The 16,452-nt window shown below is 65.1% G+C and carries 16 protein-coding genes; 6 read left to right on the top strand and 10 right to left on the bottom strand.

The window, feature by feature from the left end:
- The first annotated feature begins 750 nt into the window (after positions 1–750).
- The 4 genes from sphst_RS20510 (at position 751) to sphst_RS11065 (ending at position 3,448) form a co-directional block, all read left to right on the top strand.
- A complete protein-coding gene (locus tag sphst_RS20510) occupies positions 751–1,068 on the top strand; it encodes a hypothetical protein (RefSeq protein ID WP_159043582.1) in 318 nt (105 codons plus the stop codon).
- Positions 1,065–2,177 (top strand): acyltransferase family protein, encoded by a 1,113-nt coding sequence (locus sphst_RS11075; RefSeq protein WP_107045549.1) that lies wholly within the window; start codon positions 1,065–1,067, stop codon positions 2,175–2,177. The genes sphst_RS20510 and sphst_RS11075 overlap by 4 nt, the downstream gene beginning before the upstream one ends.
- Before the next feature lie 66 nt (positions 2,178–2,243).
- Complete coding sequence (locus sphst_RS11070) at positions 2,244–2,837, top strand: polysaccharide biosynthesis/export family protein (protein WP_234387584.1); 594 nt, start codon at positions 2,244–2,246, stop codon at positions 2,835–2,837.
- 35 nt (positions 2,838–2,872) lie between these two features.
- Positions 2,873–3,448 (top strand): hypothetical protein, encoded by a 576-nt coding sequence (locus sphst_RS11065; RefSeq protein ID WP_159043581.1) that lies wholly within the window; start codon positions 2,873–2,875, stop codon positions 3,446–3,448.
- Here sphst_RS11065 and sphst_RS11060 read toward each other — a convergent pair.
- The 10 genes from sphst_RS11060 to sphst_RS11020 form a co-directional block, all read right to left on the bottom strand.
- Positions 3,435–4,658 (bottom strand): glycosyltransferase family 4 protein, encoded by a 1,224-nt coding sequence (locus sphst_RS11060; protein WP_031395396.1) that lies wholly within the window; start codon positions 4,656–4,658, stop codon positions 3,435–3,437. The genes sphst_RS11065 and sphst_RS11060 overlap by 14 nt on opposite strands.
- Positions 4,655–5,836, bottom strand: a complete 1,182-nt coding sequence (locus sphst_RS11055) for a polysaccharide pyruvyl transferase family protein (RefSeq protein WP_031395397.1) — start codon at positions 5,834–5,836, stop codon at positions 4,655–4,657. Before sphst_RS11055 ends, sphst_RS11060 begins: the two co-directional genes overlap by 4 nt.
- 316 nt (positions 5,837–6,152) lie before the next feature.
- Positions 6,153–7,364, bottom strand: coding sequence for a nucleotidyltransferase domain-containing protein (locus tag sphst_RS11050; protein WP_031395398.1), 1,212 nt, complete (start codon positions 7,362–7,364; stop codon positions 6,153–6,155).
- A complete protein-coding gene (locus sphst_RS11045) occupies positions 7,358–7,843 on the bottom strand; it encodes a lasso peptide biosynthesis B2 protein (RefSeq protein WP_056406546.1) in 486 nt (161 codons plus the stop codon). Before sphst_RS11045 ends, sphst_RS11050 begins: the two co-directional genes overlap by 7 nt.
- Positions 7,840–8,892 carry a 50S ribosomal protein L11 methyltransferase gene (locus tag sphst_RS11040; RefSeq protein ID WP_056406543.1) on the bottom strand — a complete coding sequence of 351 codons (1,053 nt, stop codon included), beginning with the start codon at positions 8,890–8,892 and terminating at the stop codon, positions 7,840–7,842. Before sphst_RS11040 ends, sphst_RS11045 begins: the two co-directional genes overlap by 4 nt.
- A complete protein-coding gene (locus sphst_RS11035; RefSeq protein ID WP_056406540.1) occupies positions 8,892–10,856 on the bottom strand; it encodes an asparagine synthetase B family protein in 1,965 nt (654 codons plus the stop codon). The genes sphst_RS11040 and sphst_RS11035 overlap by 1 nt, the downstream gene beginning before the upstream one ends.
- A 37-nt stretch (positions 10,857–10,893) precedes the next feature.
- Positions 10,894–11,175 carry a PqqD family peptide modification chaperone gene (locus sphst_RS11030; RefSeq protein ID WP_043156544.1) on the bottom strand — a complete coding sequence of 94 codons (282 nt, stop codon included), beginning with the start codon at positions 11,173–11,175 and terminating at the stop codon, positions 10,894–10,896.
- A gap of 635 nt (positions 11,176–11,810) precedes the next feature.
- Positions 11,811–11,933: a hypothetical protein gene (locus tag sphst_RS21500; protein ID WP_261362610.1), complete on the bottom strand. Its 123-nt coding sequence runs from the start codon at positions 11,931–11,933 to the stop codon at positions 11,811–11,813.
- A gap of 121 nt (positions 11,934–12,054) precedes the next feature.
- A complete protein-coding gene (locus sphst_RS11025) occupies positions 12,055–12,975 on the bottom strand; it encodes a hypothetical protein (protein WP_031393482.1) in 921 nt (306 codons plus the stop codon).
- Positions 12,972–14,774 (bottom strand): ABC transporter ATP-binding protein, encoded by a 1,803-nt coding sequence (locus sphst_RS11020; protein ID WP_031393481.1) that lies wholly within the window; start codon positions 14,772–14,774, stop codon positions 12,972–12,974. Before sphst_RS11020 ends, sphst_RS11025 begins: the two co-directional genes overlap by 4 nt.
- A gap of 366 nt (positions 14,775–15,140) precedes the next feature.
- Between sphst_RS11020 and sphst_RS11015 the strand changes: the two genes are divergently transcribed.
- Complete coding sequence (locus sphst_RS11015; protein WP_081877474.1) at positions 15,141–15,638, top strand: PilZ domain-containing protein; 498 nt, start codon at positions 15,141–15,143, stop codon at positions 15,636–15,638.
- Positions 15,639–15,855: 217 nt separating this feature from the next.
- On the top strand, positions 15,856–16,452 hold a 597-nt coding region (locus sphst_RS11010; protein WP_199848956.1), incomplete at its 3' end, for a hypothetical protein.

Here is a 16,452-nt window from a genome sequence, read left to right as displayed (position 1 = left end):
CCGACTGCGCGCCGAACCGGCCCGCCGACATCTGCGCCGACGCACTGCCGGCCCTGCCGCCGCCGCCAATGAGCAACGTTGCGCACACTGCCCGCGCGATCAGCGCGACACTCTTCTTACGCTCAACCAATACGCCGCCCCCCAAGAGCTCTGCCCGGCCCCGCCGCCGTCTTTGTGTCGAACTTCGGCAGGATCGGAGAAGCCGTGCCCCATAACATCCGTATAACTACAATATTCTGTCGATGCGGCAAATGATCGTTATTGTATGCAAGTTACAGTTGGTGTCTCGTTTGGTAAAAAAGTTGATCTTACATTAGATGCTGTAACATGCGTCCTGTGAAGCAGGCTTCAATACATTTTATGATGTAGGCGGGGGTGTATGGGGAGGCTGTGAAGGCGGGATAAGGTCAGGGGACATATGATCAGACGTCCTGCCTTCGGGCTAGATCGGAACATGATACCAGACGATGACGGCAATCTGGGCTAGGTCTTGCTGATCCGCGGTGAGCGGGTGTTTCACCGATAAGCACCTGAACTGTATAGGAAGACTTTGAGTTGTGCGCGCCGAACCCCTTTGGGTTTTTGCGAGCCGGGCGCTCTTCGGCCTGGCCGCATCGGCATCCTGCGTCCGCGGTGCGACGTTCCCGCGGACCGGGGGCCGGGTCGGCATCGGCAGTCCCGATGCTATCGCCATTCGGCCCTGGCCGAAACGCCTCGCTCCAATGAAAGCGGCGATTATTTACAATGGTCATGAATAGCGATGTCTTGCCCGAAGAAAACGTAGATACCGTCGTCAAAGCACATGATGTCGGGCAGGCCGGGTCTGGTTGTGTCTGGAACTTTGGCAGTAAAGTTTCTGTTCTCAACGCCGTACGGATCCCTGATCCTGTCGCCGTCTCATTGTCGAACCGAAGGGCGAAGCGAATCATGACGGCGATCATCACGCGTTCGATTGCGGGTACGCGGCGGCGCGGCACGCGTGTCGGCCGCCACGTCGATCGTCATCCCTGCGCCGCGTTGCGCGGCAATCGATTCCCCTCTGCGGCGCAGCGGGCGGTGCGACGATGACGGCCCTTACCCCGGCCGCGCGCACCGGGGCCGATCATGACCGCAAGTTGCTGCTCGATCTTCTGCGGGGGCTCGCCGCGATTGCGGTGATCGCGCTGCACGTCGGCGATATCGTCTTCGTGCCGCTGATGCCCGGCGGGTATCTGGCGGTCGATTTCTTCTTCGTGCTCAGCGGCTATGTCATCGCCACGGCCTATGACCGTCGCCTGTCGACGACGATGCGGTTCGGGCCGTTCGTGGGAATGCGGCTCATCCGGCTCTATCCGCTGTTCCTGGTCGGGGCAGGCCTGGGGCTGGTCAAGGTTCTGGCGCAGTCGCATCTCCACGCGCGGTTTGCGCTCGACGGCGGGCAGCTGGTGCTCGCCACGGTCAGCAACCTCCTGATGCTGCCCTATCTCCTTCCCTATCCCAGTGTGTTTCCGCTGAACGCGCCAGCCTGGTCGCTGTCGTTCGAGCTGTTCGTCAACCTGCTCTACGCATGGATCCTGTTCCGCGCCCGAACCCTGTGGATCGTCGCGCTCGCGGTCGCTGCGGCGGTGGTGATCGTCGCGGGCCCCATGCTCTACGGGACCGACCGGCTGATCGCCGGATCGACCGCGGATCGACTGCCGTTCGGGCTGGCGCGGGTGTTGTACGGCTTTCCGATCGGGATGCTGCTGGCCCGATTGCCGGCGATCACCGCGCGGCCATCGGCCAAGGCGAGCATGGCGCTGGCAGCGGTGCTGCTGCTTTGCCTCGCGCTGCCGCTCACCGGTGCGGCGTCGCTGGCGAGGGATCTCGCGTTCGTTCTGGCGGGCGGGCCGCTCCTCGTCTGGGCGGGGAGCCGGTTCGAGGTGCCGCCCCGATGGCGGCGGGTGGCAGCGTTCCTGGGCGATCTCTCCTATCCGCTGTACATCCTTCACTATCCGATAGTGTTGTCAGTCGCGTTTATCGGGTTGCGGCAGGGTTTCGCGCCCGCGACCATTATCGTGGCATCCCTGGTGATCGTAATTGCCGCCTCGATTGTCGCCATGCGCTATTATGATGGACCGGTTCGGGTATGGCTATCAAGACGATACCATCGCCGGGAATCGGCCATGCCATTGTCGGCGACGGTTATCCCAAGCTGATATCTCTGTATTTCTCTTTGTCGGCAATTCCGATACAGTCATGACAATCATAGTTTGGGGAAAATCATGCGTCCTATAGTCTATTTTCGGGCCGTCATCATTGCATCCCTGGCGGTGGCGACCGGATGCACGCAGGCGGAGCCGCCGGTTCTTTCCGCGTCCGACATGGCGATCGTTGAGGGATACAGGCTGGGTGCCGGCGACAAGTTGCGGATCACGGTGTATAACGAGCCCAATCTGACCGGCGAATATAGCATCACGCCGTCGGGGACCGTGGCGTTCCCGCTGATCGGCGCGATCAAGGCGGGTGGCCAGACGATCGAGCAGGTGTCGCAATCGGTGACGGCAAGCCTTGCCCAGGGCTATGTCAACAATCCGCACGTCAGCGTCGAGGTCCTCAACTATCGCCCTTATTATATCCTGGGCGAAGTCGCGCGGCCGGGCGAGTTTCCGTTCGTGAACGGCATGACGATCGAGCAGGCGGTCGCGGCCGCGGGCGGGTTCTCCTATCGGGCCAATCGCACCATATCTATATCCGTCGCGCGCGGGCGACCGAGGAGCGCACCGTCGTCATTCGCGAGCAGCCGATCGAGGTCCAGCCCGGCGATACGATCCGCGTCGGCGAACGCTATTTCTGATCGCGATCCACGACGGGTTTAACCCGAAATTGAGGTGTCCCGGTTATGGCTATTGCCATGATTCGAGGACCCTCCCACTGGATCACCGGCGCAGACGTGGTCATGGCCGCGCGCGGCGGCCTGGTGCTGCTCGTCGTCGCGGCGGGTCTTCTGTCCGCCGCGGATCTGGTCGCGGCTCCACTCGGCGCGATCCTTGCCTATGCGCTGGCGTTGTTGCTGCTGCTCGGCCTGCCGATGGTGCGCAGCGCGGATATTGCCGGGCTTGGCGCGATCGGCCTGACGCTCGGCGAATTCGCGGGGTCGGCGTTTTTCCATCATTCGATCGACGCGATGCGGTTGCTCTATGGCATGGCGGCCTTGGGCGCGGCGATCCTGCCGATGCGTGCGCAACGGCTACGCGCGACGGCGCTCGCCAATCCCTATCGGGTCCTTGCCGGTAGCGAGCGCCGTGGCGCCGGCAGCGTCCGCGCCGGAAAAACCACTATGGCCGACGACGGTAAGGGCGTCGTCAAGACCGGCTATGCGACGACAACCGCGGCCAGGACCGCCCGGGCGGACCGCCGGGGTGCACGCGGGGGCGCATTGCCGCTGCCGCTGCTGCTCCCCGCGCCGGCGTCGGTCACGCTGCCATAGCCAGGCGACGCGCATAGGCGTCGAGCAGGCGGTCGATCCACGCGTCGGGCGTCAGCGCGAGCCCGCGGGTGTGGCCATAGGCCGCCTCGCTCATCCGGCGTGCGAGCGCATCATCTTCGGCAATCAGCCGGATCGCGGCGGCAAACGCGAGCGTGTCGCGCGGTTCGACCGCCAGCCCGGCGCCCGCCGCGACGATATCGTCTGCGAGGAAGGCGGTATCGGTGATGATGACGGGCAGGCCGCTCCACAGCGCCTCCGCCGCGACCAACCCATAGGGCTCGGGATAGCGGCTCGGCATGACGAGCATCCGCGCGCGTTCCGCATAGCCGCGGATCGCCGCCGGCGGTTGCTGGCCCATGAACGGCATTTCGGGGTAGCTGGCTTGTAACGACTCGCGCAGGACGCCGTCACCGATCACACGCAAGGTGCACCCCGCCGCCCGCGCCGCCGCGGCGGCGAGATCGGGACCCTTGGTCGCTTCGAGGCGGCCGATGAACAGGATTTCGGCGTTGCGTTCGGCCTCGACCCGGGTGGTGCACCAGGGCACGACCGGATTGGGCAGCGCTTCGATCGCCGCGTCCGGAATGCCCGCGCGCATCAAATACGGGCGCATCGATTCGTGGATCGCCAGAACGGGCGGCGATTGGCGCGGATCATAATGATGGCGTTGCACCGCCTGCCGACCGACCCGCCAGAGCTTGTGCGCGTAACTGCGACGATCGCAGTTCGCGCCGATGCAGCCGGGTGACATCGGCGTCAGCGTGCAGACCGCGCCGGTCTTCAGAAACGCGAACGCGCCGTTTGGACAGGCCAGGAAGAAATCATGCGCCGAATAGACGAGCCGCGCCCGCACCGGCGCGATCGCGGCGAACAGCGAGGGCGACAGGATCTGTGCCCAGCCATGCACATGATACACCGTCGACGGGCGATCATTCGCGGCGATCCAGCGCGCGACCATGTCGGCAGCCGCGCGATTATAGACGCCTCGGGTCAGCGCGGTGAGCGCGCCGCCCGACAGCAGCCGCTTGCTTCCCAGTGCGACGATCTCGACACCCTGGTCGCGAAGCGCCGGGTTGTCGCCATCATCGCCGGTGATGAAGGTGACGCGGTAGCCGCGTGCGCGGAACGCCGATGCGGACGCTAGCGCGAGTGCGGTCGCCCCGCCCTTGGGTACCGACAGGTCGTTGATGACGACGATATGATCGATCATGAACGCGCCGCGACCGCCGCCCTGAGTGCGCGGGCAAGCGCCGCAACGTCGCTGGCCGCCGCATCGATCAATGCCGTGCACGCGGCCCGATCGACCCCGGCCTGCTCGGCTCGTGCGGCCAGCTCGGCCAGCGCGGTCGGCGTGATCGTCGCGGGGTCGACGAAATAGGCCGATCGGCCCGCAATCTCGGCAAAGCTTTCCAGCTTCGGGTCCCATTTGAGCAGGATCGTCGGGACCGCGAAGGAATGCGCGGCGATGCAGGCGTGCATGCGGTGCGCAACCATCAGGTCGCAGCTCGAGATGAACGTGGCGAGGTCACCGGGCGTGGCGAAATCGGCGATGCGGGTGATGTGGGTCGGCGCGGCTGCCGCGATCCAGTCTGCCGCGTTGCGATTGAGATACGCCCGGTCTTCGGGGCTGCCGTTGGTGAACAGCCCGACGGTCCATCCCGCCTGGGCAAGCGCCGTCGCGACGCCACCATACCAGTGCGCCATGTCTCCGGCATCCGTGTCATGGCCGTGATAGCGCAGCGCGAGCGGATCGGTGATGCACAGCCCGACGCTACGGCGATCGGCGGAGGCGGGGCCTCGCGGATAGTGCCGGCTGGCCAGCAGACCCGGGTCGCGAACCAGCCCCGCGCGGGGGATCGGTGCGGGAAGGAGGTCGTCCCAGATCTCTCGCGATCGTTCGTCACGCACCGTTGCATAGACCATCGTGGCATTCCGCAATCCGTCGGCGAACAATCGCCTACCGGTCGCGGACCAGTTCCGCGCCACGCCGACCGCAAAGACCGCGGCCGGCAGGTTCACCGCTTCGGACAGCGCGGCGTGGATCTTGACGGGGAAATTAAGATCGCTGTCGCTGAACAGATTGCCGCCGCCGACGACGACTGCATCGCAATCGACGAGCTGGCGGCGAAACGCCGGGCGCAACCGGATCGCCGCCAGCGCCGAGAGGATCGTGCGGGTCGCGACGCGGCGCAGCGGTGCGGGCATTCCCTCAAGCACGGCGAGCATCCTGCCCCGGCTGGCATTACCGGGCGCGTAGCCCGTCCTGCCGGCAAGATCGATCGAGACCGCATCGATCCCGGCGCGGTGCAATTCGAGCTCAGTGCATTCGGACAGCAGCCCATCGCCCAGATTCGGGCTGTATTTCACATTGAAAAGCGCGACCTTCAAAGCAGCGCCTCCTAGGCTGACAGCAGATTATGACGGGGACCCGACGGTTGGCGCAAATGAGTAATCAGACTTTATCGCGCCGATCGGATCAAACCTACCGACGAAATATCCTGCGTGCAACATCAGAGCAGCGTTGCGAGGAAATATAATCTAAAAATGATCAATCAAATCGCTAGATGGTGATAAAGTCTGCTAATTACACAATATACTGACAGATATTGGAGATCTAAAACATCCCAGACATATGAACTGCAATACCAAAATCAGGGGTGCATTAATCATCGTGGCTTGAGACCATCGTGAAATCCGTCGAGCCCTAGCCATTTTGGGCATGGCGTCGGCCGCCGGACAGTGCCCAAAGCCGTCGCGACACTCGGCCTAGCCGCGAGCCGCCCTTCAGCCCCTCCGCACTGCGGTCGAGCAGATCGTAGCGCAGTTCGTGGATCACGAAACGCGGATCGCGCGAGATCAGATAGTGGCTGAGGTTCTTGCGCGTCGTCGCATGCGCGACCTGCTCGAGTTCGCGGCCATCCTCGTCGCCGATCAGGCTCGCATAAGCGGTGCGCACCAGCGACCGAAGCCGCCAGTCGTGGGCCAGATCGTCCCGGATCGCGCCGGGCAGCGCGGTCTCATACAGCGCGTGGCTTAGAATAAGTCCCGCCGCCACCAGTCGTGCCGCCCCCCGCTTCTGTGCACGCGCATAGAATTGATCGAGGTCGGCGGGCGTCTCGGCGGCAAGGATCGCGCCGATATCGGCCAGCCATTTCAATCGCGCCCAGCCATGTTCGGTACCATGCGCGAACAGGTACAGGATCGCGGGCGCGCGCGGGAGAACCGCCACGCTGGCGCCCGGCACGAGCTGCATCGGCTCGCGCGCATCGAGATCATCGCCGCGCAGCAGATAGGGATTCTGGAACAGGCGCCAGTGCAGCTCGACCATCAGCCCCGAATCCGGATGTTCGAATGCGAGATCCTTGTAGCGCGCCATCCGCGCCCGCATCGTCGCCGCGCTCGCATCGGCCGCCGGCGCGATCCGCACATAGCCCCGCGCGTCGAGCAGGCTGGCGGCGTGCGCGACCTGGTCCTTGGCGACGATCAGATCGATGTCCATGCTGTAGCGGACACCGTAGCGGCCAAAGGCGAGCATCGCCGCAGTCGCGCCCTTCAGCACCCGGACGGGAATGCCGGCCCCCTCCAGCGCACGAACAAGGTGAAGCGTTTCGAAGACGGATTGCAGCTCCTGCACCGCGCTGTCCCGCGCGAGCGCCCCGATCGCGGCGCGAGCGTCGGTCCCGGCATCGATGTCTGGCAGGCCCGCATCGTTCAGGCCTGCCGCAAACAGGCCGGCAACGCGGTGGCGCTCGACGATCGCCGCGACGCGCGGCCAATCGGTGACCCGTGACGCCAGATCGCGAATTCGTGCTGCCCAGCGCGGATCATGCGGCCACCGCGTCGCTGCTACGACGAGCGCAAATTCCGGGGTGGCGATCTGGGCATCGCCGTCGAGCAGTGCGTCGAGGTTCAGCACGGCCGAAATCCGCTGGCCTCACGTCCCGGCGGAAACGACGCCAGGATCGCATAGCCTCCATCGGGTGGCGTGCCCGTCACGTCAAATCCCTGATCGAGAACCCAGACATGCGCGTCGAGCGGCATCGTCGAACCGGGGCGGATCCCATAGAACAGCGTCGAATCGACCCCGCGCCGCCGCAGCATGACCTGTGCGGTGAGCCCGCGCTCGAAACACAGCGCGCGCAGGCGGCTGCGCTTGGCCGCGCGATCGACGGCCCAGGCGATGATCTCGGCCAGGTCGCGCCGGCGTGGCCCTGGCGGGAGCGGGCGGGGCAGCGGGCGCGAGGCAATCCGGCCGAGCCGGGGCAGCGCCGCGTGGCGGATCAGCGGTGCGGAGACCGTCAGCAGGATGGTCGCCTCGGCAAGCGCGAACCGCTCCTCCCACGAAAAGCGGCCGAACTTGGTCCAGAATCCGTCCTGGCGGTGTGGCACGATCACGCCTCCAGCCAGAACCATGGCACGTCGCGGTCGTGCCGGCCGCATATCACCACCGCCTGCCCGTCCGTGACGTCGAACGGCTCGACCGGCGTCACCTCGGTTTCGAACGCCCGCACGCCGGGATCGATCGTGTCGTAGACGATCCCCTCGGTCAGATGGAAGCGGATCCACTGGACGATCCCGTGCACCCGACCTGCGGTGGCGTGGACCGTGACGGCGTTGCGCGCCGCCGGGATCGGCGGGCCGGTAAAGTCCATGTCGAAGATCGCGACGCCGTTCGAGCGAAGGTCGATTGCCCCCCGGTCTGGCGTATCATGGGCGACCGCGAGCTGGTTGAACGGGGTCATGTCGAAGCCGTCGACGATGCCCATCGCATAATCGGCGGGGCGACGATGCGTGGCGAGCCCGACCATGATCTCGGCCCGGTACGGCATGATCACCGCGTCCCGCGTGAGCAGGCGCGCGCGCGCATCCTTGACCGTCTTCAGTCCGCCCGCACCGATCAGGTTGTTCGCGAGATTATCCCACAGCAGCAGATTCGCAGGGGCGGCCAGATCAACTCCGATCTGCAGGTCGCGCGCGTCCTTCGCGACGATCGTCACGCGGTCCGCATAGCCGTTTCTGGCGACGACCGCGGATGCGGCCGCGGCAACCGCGGAATCCCGCTCGCAGGCGATGACGCGCGCGGCACCGGCCCGCGCCGCGATCATCGCGAAGAGGCCGGTCCCGGCACCGATATCGAGCAGCGTCGCGTCGGCGGGCATCACGCGGCCCAGCGCCTCGGCGTAGAGCGCGTGGCGATCATCGTCCTGCACCATCGTGAAATACCATTTGCCGACCCCGGCCGATCGAATCCGGCGCGCCTGTGCTGCGATCTCGCGATCATCGGGGGCGAGCGCCAGCGCAGCGTCGCACAACCGGCGCGCGGTTTGCGCGAGGCCGCGGGGCAACAGGAGAGTCAGGGCCAGCGCGACCATCGCATCGGGGCGGCCGTCGACCGCCGCGATCAGCCGCTGAATACCCGGATCGAGACGATCGTCCGCGGTCATCAATAATTGCTCCCGGCGGTCCGACGCATGTGGCTGGCCAGTGCGACGGCGTGCAGCAGATTCTCGCGATAGGCGATCTCATAGGCGATATCCGTCCAGAGCGGTGAATCGGCGGGCGGCATGTCGTCGACCAGCTTCTGGAGCCGGTCGACATCCATCGTCCCGGCGGTCTGCTCGAACATCTTCATCCGGTCGATCTCGTCGCGCAGCCGGTCGCGCGAGGCGACGAGCGCGACGGGCCAGTCGGCGCCCTGATAGCCGCGCAGCCGGGTATCGAGCACGCTCGGCGGTGCCTTGCCCCGCATGGCCTCGCGCAGGATCGCGCGGGGCTCGCCGCCCCAGGCCCAGCGTTCGACCGGCACGCGCAGCGCCCATTCGACGAGGCGTCGGTCGGCAAGCGGATCGCGGACGTCGATCCTGAACTCCGCCAGCATCGCCTTGAAAAAGCTGCCGTCCTCATTGCCGGCCACCATGCGCAGATTGGCGCCGACAGGATCGGTGCCGTACCGCATCGCGTCGGACAGGTCCGCCGCATGCGCCGGGTCGATCGTCCGGTTCTCTGCGGCGATGCGCGCCTCGACCCGGGCAAGCGTCTCAGGGAGCAGCGGGATGGCGGTCGCCACCGACGGCATCACGATGCCCCGCGCGCGCATCACCCGTTTCCACAGCGATACGGGCAACAACGGGCCGATCGTGTTCCAGCCGACGCCCGGCCAGCGCATCCACCCCGACCGGACCAGCGCCCGGCCGAGCCGCGCCCAGGCGAGCAACCGTCCGCGTCGCGCCAGCGCCGGCAGCGCCGCGACGCCCGATGCGCTGATCGAGAGATTGCCCATCGTGCCTTCGAGCAGGATCCGGATGCTGCGGCGCTGCACCGCCGTGTTGATCGCGTCGACCCACACCATGTTGCACAGATTGGGAATCGGCTCGGGATAGAGATCCACGGTGCGGTCGAGCGCCGCGAGCGTCGGGGTGTCGCTGCGGATCACCACATGTTCGACATTTGGATACATCGCCGCGGTTTCGGCGGCGAGCGCGCTCTCGTCGGAGAAATGATGCGTCTGGTAGGTCTGCGGCCTGTGATGCGGGGCGGCGGTATAGGTGACGATCCGCTTCGGCGTATCCGCAAGCAGCCGCGCCGCCGTCACGACCACCGTCGTTGAATCGAACCCGCCCGAGAGATGCGCGGCGATCTCGTCGCCCGCGCCGCGCAGCGTCGCCGTGACCGCGGCGTCGAGCCGGGTGAGCATCTGGGTCTCATAGTCGCGCTGCGTCTGGCGTCGCAACGGCGTCAGATCAGGTTTCCAATAGGCGTGCGTCGTCGCCCCTTGCGCGGTGAAGACGCCATAATATCCCGGCATGATGCGCGAGATACCGGCCATCGGCGTGCGATCCGGCGAAAGCGGCGCGCGGCGGAACAGGCGTAGATATTGGTCCTCGTCCGCCGCGCGTGGGACGATGCCGAGCGCGTGCAGCGCGTCGGGCATCGAGGCAAAGGCGAGCGTGCCGTCCTCGGCGCGCAGATAATAAAGCGGGCGTTTGCCGATGAAGTCGCGCGCGAGCAGCAGCCGCTGGTCCTGCGTGTCCCAGGCGGCGATCGCGAACCAGCCATAGAGGCGGTCGAACGCGTCCTCGCCCCAATGTTCGATCGCATCGGCGACCAGCATCGCATCGGACAGCGCTGCCGCCGACCCGCCCGAATGGCCGAGTTCGCGTTCCAGCTCCGCACGCTCGGTAAGATGCACGTCCGCAACCACGGCGTAGCGGCGGTCGCGGGCATGGATCGGGGCGACGAACCGGTCCTCGTCGAGCAGGAAGGCGTGACGCGCGCCCAGCGCGATCGTCCCTCCCCGCCAGGTTTCGTGCGCGTCGCGGCCATAGCGGGCCAGCACCGTACCCATGCGGTCGGCATCGGCATCGACGTCCCGGTCGGACCAGTGCGTCAGGCCATAGATCGCTGTCACGCCATGCGCTCCCGATCGATGCGCGTGCCTCCGCGGATCAGGCGGATATCGCCAACTCCGTCGCGAGCAGCTCGAGGATCAGATCGAGCGTCTGCTCCTCGGCGGTCGCCTGGTCGACGTCATATTCGTCCACGAGAATCGCGCTGATCGCTCGCGCAGACATGGGGGATTCGATCAGGCCCCAGATGCGCGTACCGACCTCGTTGAGGCCGTAGCAAACGCCCTTGTTGATATCGAGCGCGACCAGTTGCCCGTCAATCTCCGCCGTTGCCGCCGATGTGCTGCGGCGGACCGGCGTATCCAAATCTGCACGCGCCAAACAGAATTCCCATGCTTTTTGAAGCGTTTCGCAGGCCGTCCGCGGAGGCGGCGCGCCTGGCGGGCCGATCGATGCCCAACAAAAAATCGCGCGGCATTACCGCCGCGCGATTTCCCGTGCCTATTCAGGCCTGAAGATCAGGATGGGCCCATCTGACGACGAAACTGGTCGCGGTTATAGGCCTGTCCGAAATTCTCGGCATCTGCTGCGTCCATGCGAACAAGTGCAGGGCGCTGCCATGTCTTGCGAGTCTTGACCATTTCGATACCCCTTGTAGCATTCGCTGTATCGGCGGCATGTCGATCAGCTTCTGGCTTTCGCAATAATTGCATGAAAAGGCCAAAATGCGTGAATAGTTTTCCTTACCATTTGAAAATTGGCGGATCGCATGAATGATCGTGGTGATTCGTCACCCGTGAACCAACCGGATTTGCTTGAAAAATCCCGGTGTCGTGATCGAGCGGCTGTGAAAGTTAGCGGAATCATGCACCGTCATTATCGAACCGGAATGCGAGTTAGCGTAGTTCGTAGCTGGGTGACCGCACATTTCTGGGCGCGGCACCGCTATGATCGTGACTGCGTTCCCGAGGTCGACGCGCCCCGGTGCGCTTCGTCGACCCGCCGGGACTGTGGAATCAGGACGGGCCCATCTGGCGGTGATAATAATCGCGATTATACATCAGCGATGCGCTATCGGCGTCGGCGGCATCCATGCGAACAAGTACTGGACGCTGCCATGTTTTGCGATGCTGTGTCATGACTAATTCCTGAAGATCGTATTTCAATACGGTTTAAGCCAATACTTCTTGTTACCCGGTCGTCGCACAGATCATCGAAATCATCGTAACCGTTTTGCTTACAATGGTAGCATTGCGTCCCTTATTGGGTCACCTTGACGCTGATTAGATGGGCTTCGGCAAGGGCGGCATCTTCGACAACGTTCTCCAGCCCCCATCGTCGATTAAACCGGAAAATGGGAACGGTGCGGATCAGCGCCATCGATTCCGCCAGATATCCGGGCGCGCGGCCAAGGAGGTCGGCGATGCGGCGGCGATAGATGTTTGCCGTCACCGCATTGGCAGCCTCGAGCCCCTGCAGTCGGTGGATGCCCGGCGGCGCATCCTCGCCGGCCTGACGCAGATGATAGATGGCGGCGACGGGATAGCGGCGATCCTCGGCGGCGCGCGACATCGCGACCTCGAACTTGTCCTCATACCAGGGAATGCGGGTGACCGCCGCGCCTTCGCGGCCGAGTGCGGTAAGCGATTCGATCCAGAGCTTGAGCCGTGGGATTCCCGGGGTGGCCGAAAACCGGCCCTCCGCATCCGCTGCGATCGCGCACAGATCGTCGGTGAGGAGGGGATAGCCGCGCGCTTCGAACACCGCGGCCAGCGTCGACTTGCCTGCGCCGGAATCCCCGCAGAACAGATAGGCCCTGCCGTCGTGGACGATCGCGTTGCAATGCAGCGGCAGCAGCGCGCGCTGATGGAGCAGCGCCCCCAGCGCGGTTCCCAGGAGATAGGGCGGCATGTGTTCTGCCGGGATGCCGGCGCGCGCCTCGTAGATGATGCGCGCACCCCCCGTCACGTCGAACCAGCCGCACTCGGGCACCGACAAGCGCGACGAGTCGGCGTTGATCTCGACCCGCATATCGTCGACCGCGACCCCCGGATCGGGGCGTGCCGGGGTGCCGCGTCGGATATCGACATCGGGCTGCTGCGCCGCGATGCGGTTCGCGGCAAGCGACCCGAGCGGGATGTCCGAGCGGAACACCAGTCCGAACGCGCGATAGAAATTCACGATGCCCCCTGCGTCTGTCCGGCATGCGGCGCCGCGGCGGTCGCATCGTCGCGCTCGACCGCGACGAGCCGCGATCGCATCGTTTCGAACGATCCCTGTGCAACGACGCGCCCGGCATCGAACAGGAGGATCCGGTCACACCGGCGCAGGCTTTCGAGCCGGTGCGCGATCATCAGGATGGTCGTGTCGGGACACGCCTCGCGCAGCCGGTGAAGAATGATCTGTTCACCGTCGATGTCGATCGCGTTGGTGGCCTCGTCGAGGATCAGCAATTGTGGATCGCGCAACACTGCGCGGGCGAGTGCTAGCCGCTGGCGCTCGCCCCCGGAGATCAGGCTGCCGCGTTCGCCGACCCAGGTGGCGAGCCCCTCGGGCAGTCGTGCGAGCAGGTCGTCCGCGTCGGCGATCCATAGCGCCCGGGCGATCGCCGCATCGCTCGCGCCCGGGTTGGACCAGAGCAGGTTCTCGCGAATGCTCGCATGGCGCATGAACGGATCCTGCGCGACATAGGCGAGCCGGTCGCGCCAGGCGCTGTGGTTCGCCAGCGTGACGGGGGTGCCGTTGAGCAGGATGCGCCCCGCCTGCGGGCGGTAGAGGCCAACGAGCAGGTCCGCGAAACTGGTCTTGCCCGCGCCCGATCGCCCCGCAACGCCCAGAAACTCGCCGCGCCGGAGTTCCAGATCGAGCGCGTCGACGCCGGAACCCGCGCCGTCGGCCCCGCGCGGGTGACGATAGCCGACCCGGTCGAACGACAGGACCTCCAGCGCCGGCAGGATCGCGTCGGTCGCAAGACCGCGATCGCTGGCGAGTTCGGCCTCCAGCTCGCGAATCTGAGCATAGGCCGGCAGCGCGCGAACGACCTCAAGCGCCTGGGTCTGTAGCGCCTGCGCCGGTCCGGCCATCCGCGACAGGATCAGCAGCAGCGCGACCAGCGTCGGGACGGGGACTGCGACCAAGCCCAGTCCGATCCCGGCGATCCCGCCCGCCATCACGATGCCCGCCACCGTCATGCGGAGCCGCGATCGGTTTTCCCGCGCGACGAAAGCCAGCTCGGCCTGGACCATGTCGGTCATGGCGCCCGAAAAATCGGCGACGAACCGGGGGGCCAGATTCTGGCTCATTGCGAGCTTGAGCGCCCCGAGAAACTGGCCGACTTCGTTCACCATCATCAGGTTGGCATCGGTCACGCTGTCGCCGACCTGTCTGGCGGCGCGGAACAAGGGGGCACTGAGCAGCGCGCCCGTCGCGACGAACAGGACCGCGAGCAGCGTGAGCAGCGGGCTGAGCAGCATCGAGATGGTCAGTTGCACCGTTAATGTGATCGCCGCCACGATGGACTGGACGAGCCCGATCGCAGCCTGGCCGAGCCGCTGGATGTCGCTGCTGAGGATACGATTGACCCGGGCATGCCGCAGCCCGACAATCGCACTCCAGGGTGCTGCCCCCAGGCGTTCGATCAGCCTGATCTGCAGCGAGGACAGGAATTCCAGCTCCAGCCGGATGACCGCGCTCTGCCGGATCGAGATCAGCGCGGCGCGCACGAGCATGAGCACGGCAAAGGCCGAGAGCACGAGCGTGATCTGCTCCGAGCGGCTGTCGATATGCAGCCGGGCGAGCAGTGTGGACCAGTGTCCGCGAGCGCCCGTCCCCCCGGCAATCTGGAGAAGTGGAATGATGAGGACGAGGCCAAGCGCCTCGACCAGGCCGGCAATCGCGACGAGCAGGCCCGTCACGAGCGACGCGTGCGGCTTGAACAGGCAGAATGCGATGACGAAGGCCCGTGCTTCCTGCCAATTCACAAGGTCATGCCCGTACCGTCGTGATGCGCAGCGCGATCCCAGAAGCGGCGTCACAGGCCGTCGGATCGATCCTGGCAATGTCATGCCGATGCGCGTCGATCGGGGAGCTTGGGGTATCTGTCATCGGCACACCATATAGTCTTTACGCTTAAGGCAGTGTGCAATGATCAGCAATGAGACGGGCCATTATTGGACGTTTCAGCGTTATTCCCTGAGGTTATTGTTTAAGAAAACAAATGCTGAGTTGCTAAGCATCTGTATAAAGGCATTTGTTCGGGGGTTAACTGCAAAAATGATGATGCCGGACTGCGCTGATAATCTTGTGTTAAGAGCCGCGACTTATACGGCCCTTAACCTGGAGGACCGATGTCACTCACCGCAACCATGCAGATCATGCCCATCGATGCGCTGACGATGCGCGAAAGCCGTGCCACACGGCGCGTCGTCTCCGCCGACAGCACCTTGCGGCTCATGCCGGGTGTCGCGCATGACGTGATCGTCGAGGATTTCTCGACGACAGGGTGCCGTCTGCGGTCCTCGATCCCGATGACCGTGGGGACGCGCCTGCGTCTCGCACTGAGCGGCGGCGGCGCTACCGTCGAAGCAGACGTCGTCCGTCTCGCACCTGGCGGCTATGGATGTGTCTTCGCGGTGCCCATTCCGGCAGAGACGTTCGCAAAGGCCTTTTCCGGCGAGACGATCGTCCATGCGATGTTCGAAAAGGACCCGGCGGCGCACGATGCACCCGTGGCTGAGTCCCTGCCCGACATCACACCCTGGCCGCGACCCGTGCGCGCCGTCGTCATGGTCGGGTGCGGGGTCGGTGCCTGGGTGCTGCTCGGACTGGTCGTTGGCTGGCTCTGACCACCGATCTTGAGATACCAGTACTTAGATTGGCAAAACTGCTGTTTGCCAGTAGTTTGGCAGCCTTATTATTTAGCAGTACTGCAAGAATGCGATATTCAATCCAAAAAATGCCGACTTCATCCATTTTAGACTCATCTGTTCTACAAGTGGGGTAGGAAAAGTGCGGCGACTCGTCGTGAGGGCGACGGGCATGTTTGGCGCGGGGGGCGTTCGAATGCAGGCGAAACTAGCGGCCGGTCTGGCAGCGGCAACGTTGTTGTACGGGGTCACGGCATTTGCGATCGGCGCGAGCGGCGCATCTGCGTCCGACCCGGCGATCACGGTCGTCTCGACATCCGCGACGGCGTCTCAACCGGCGAGTGGCCAGCAGGCCCCGGGCGTGACGACCGGCACTGCGGCGACGAGCGTTCTGCCGAGCGAGACCGGGTTCGCGTTCGGCGTGCAGACTCATTTCAGCCAGGGATGGAGCCCGGCGTGGCTCGATCTCACGACGCCGCTCGCGACCAAATCCGTGCGCGATACGGTCAACTGGGCCAGTGTCGAGCGGACGGCGGGCGTGTACGACTTTTCCGGTACCCCGGTTCAGACGCTCGCCACATTTTGCGGACGCGGCGGTGCGCTGACGCTCACGATCACGCCCAAGAACGCGCTCTACGACGGCGGGCGGATGGTGTCGTCCGCGGCGGGCCGGACCGCCTATGCGAATTATATCGCCGCGCTGCTGACGCGGTTCGGATCCTGTGTCGTGGCGATCGAGGTCGGCAACGAAATCAACAGTGCCGGCGCGCTCGATTATCCGGCCGGCGTCGAC

Origin of the sequence: Sphingomonas sp. STIS6.2 (assembly GCF_000732685.2) — a bacterium.
GTDB lineage: Bacteria > Pseudomonadota > Alphaproteobacteria > Sphingomonadales > Sphingomonadaceae > Sphingomonas > Sphingomonas aerolata.
This window is presented reverse-complemented; position numbering and strand designations above follow the sequence as displayed.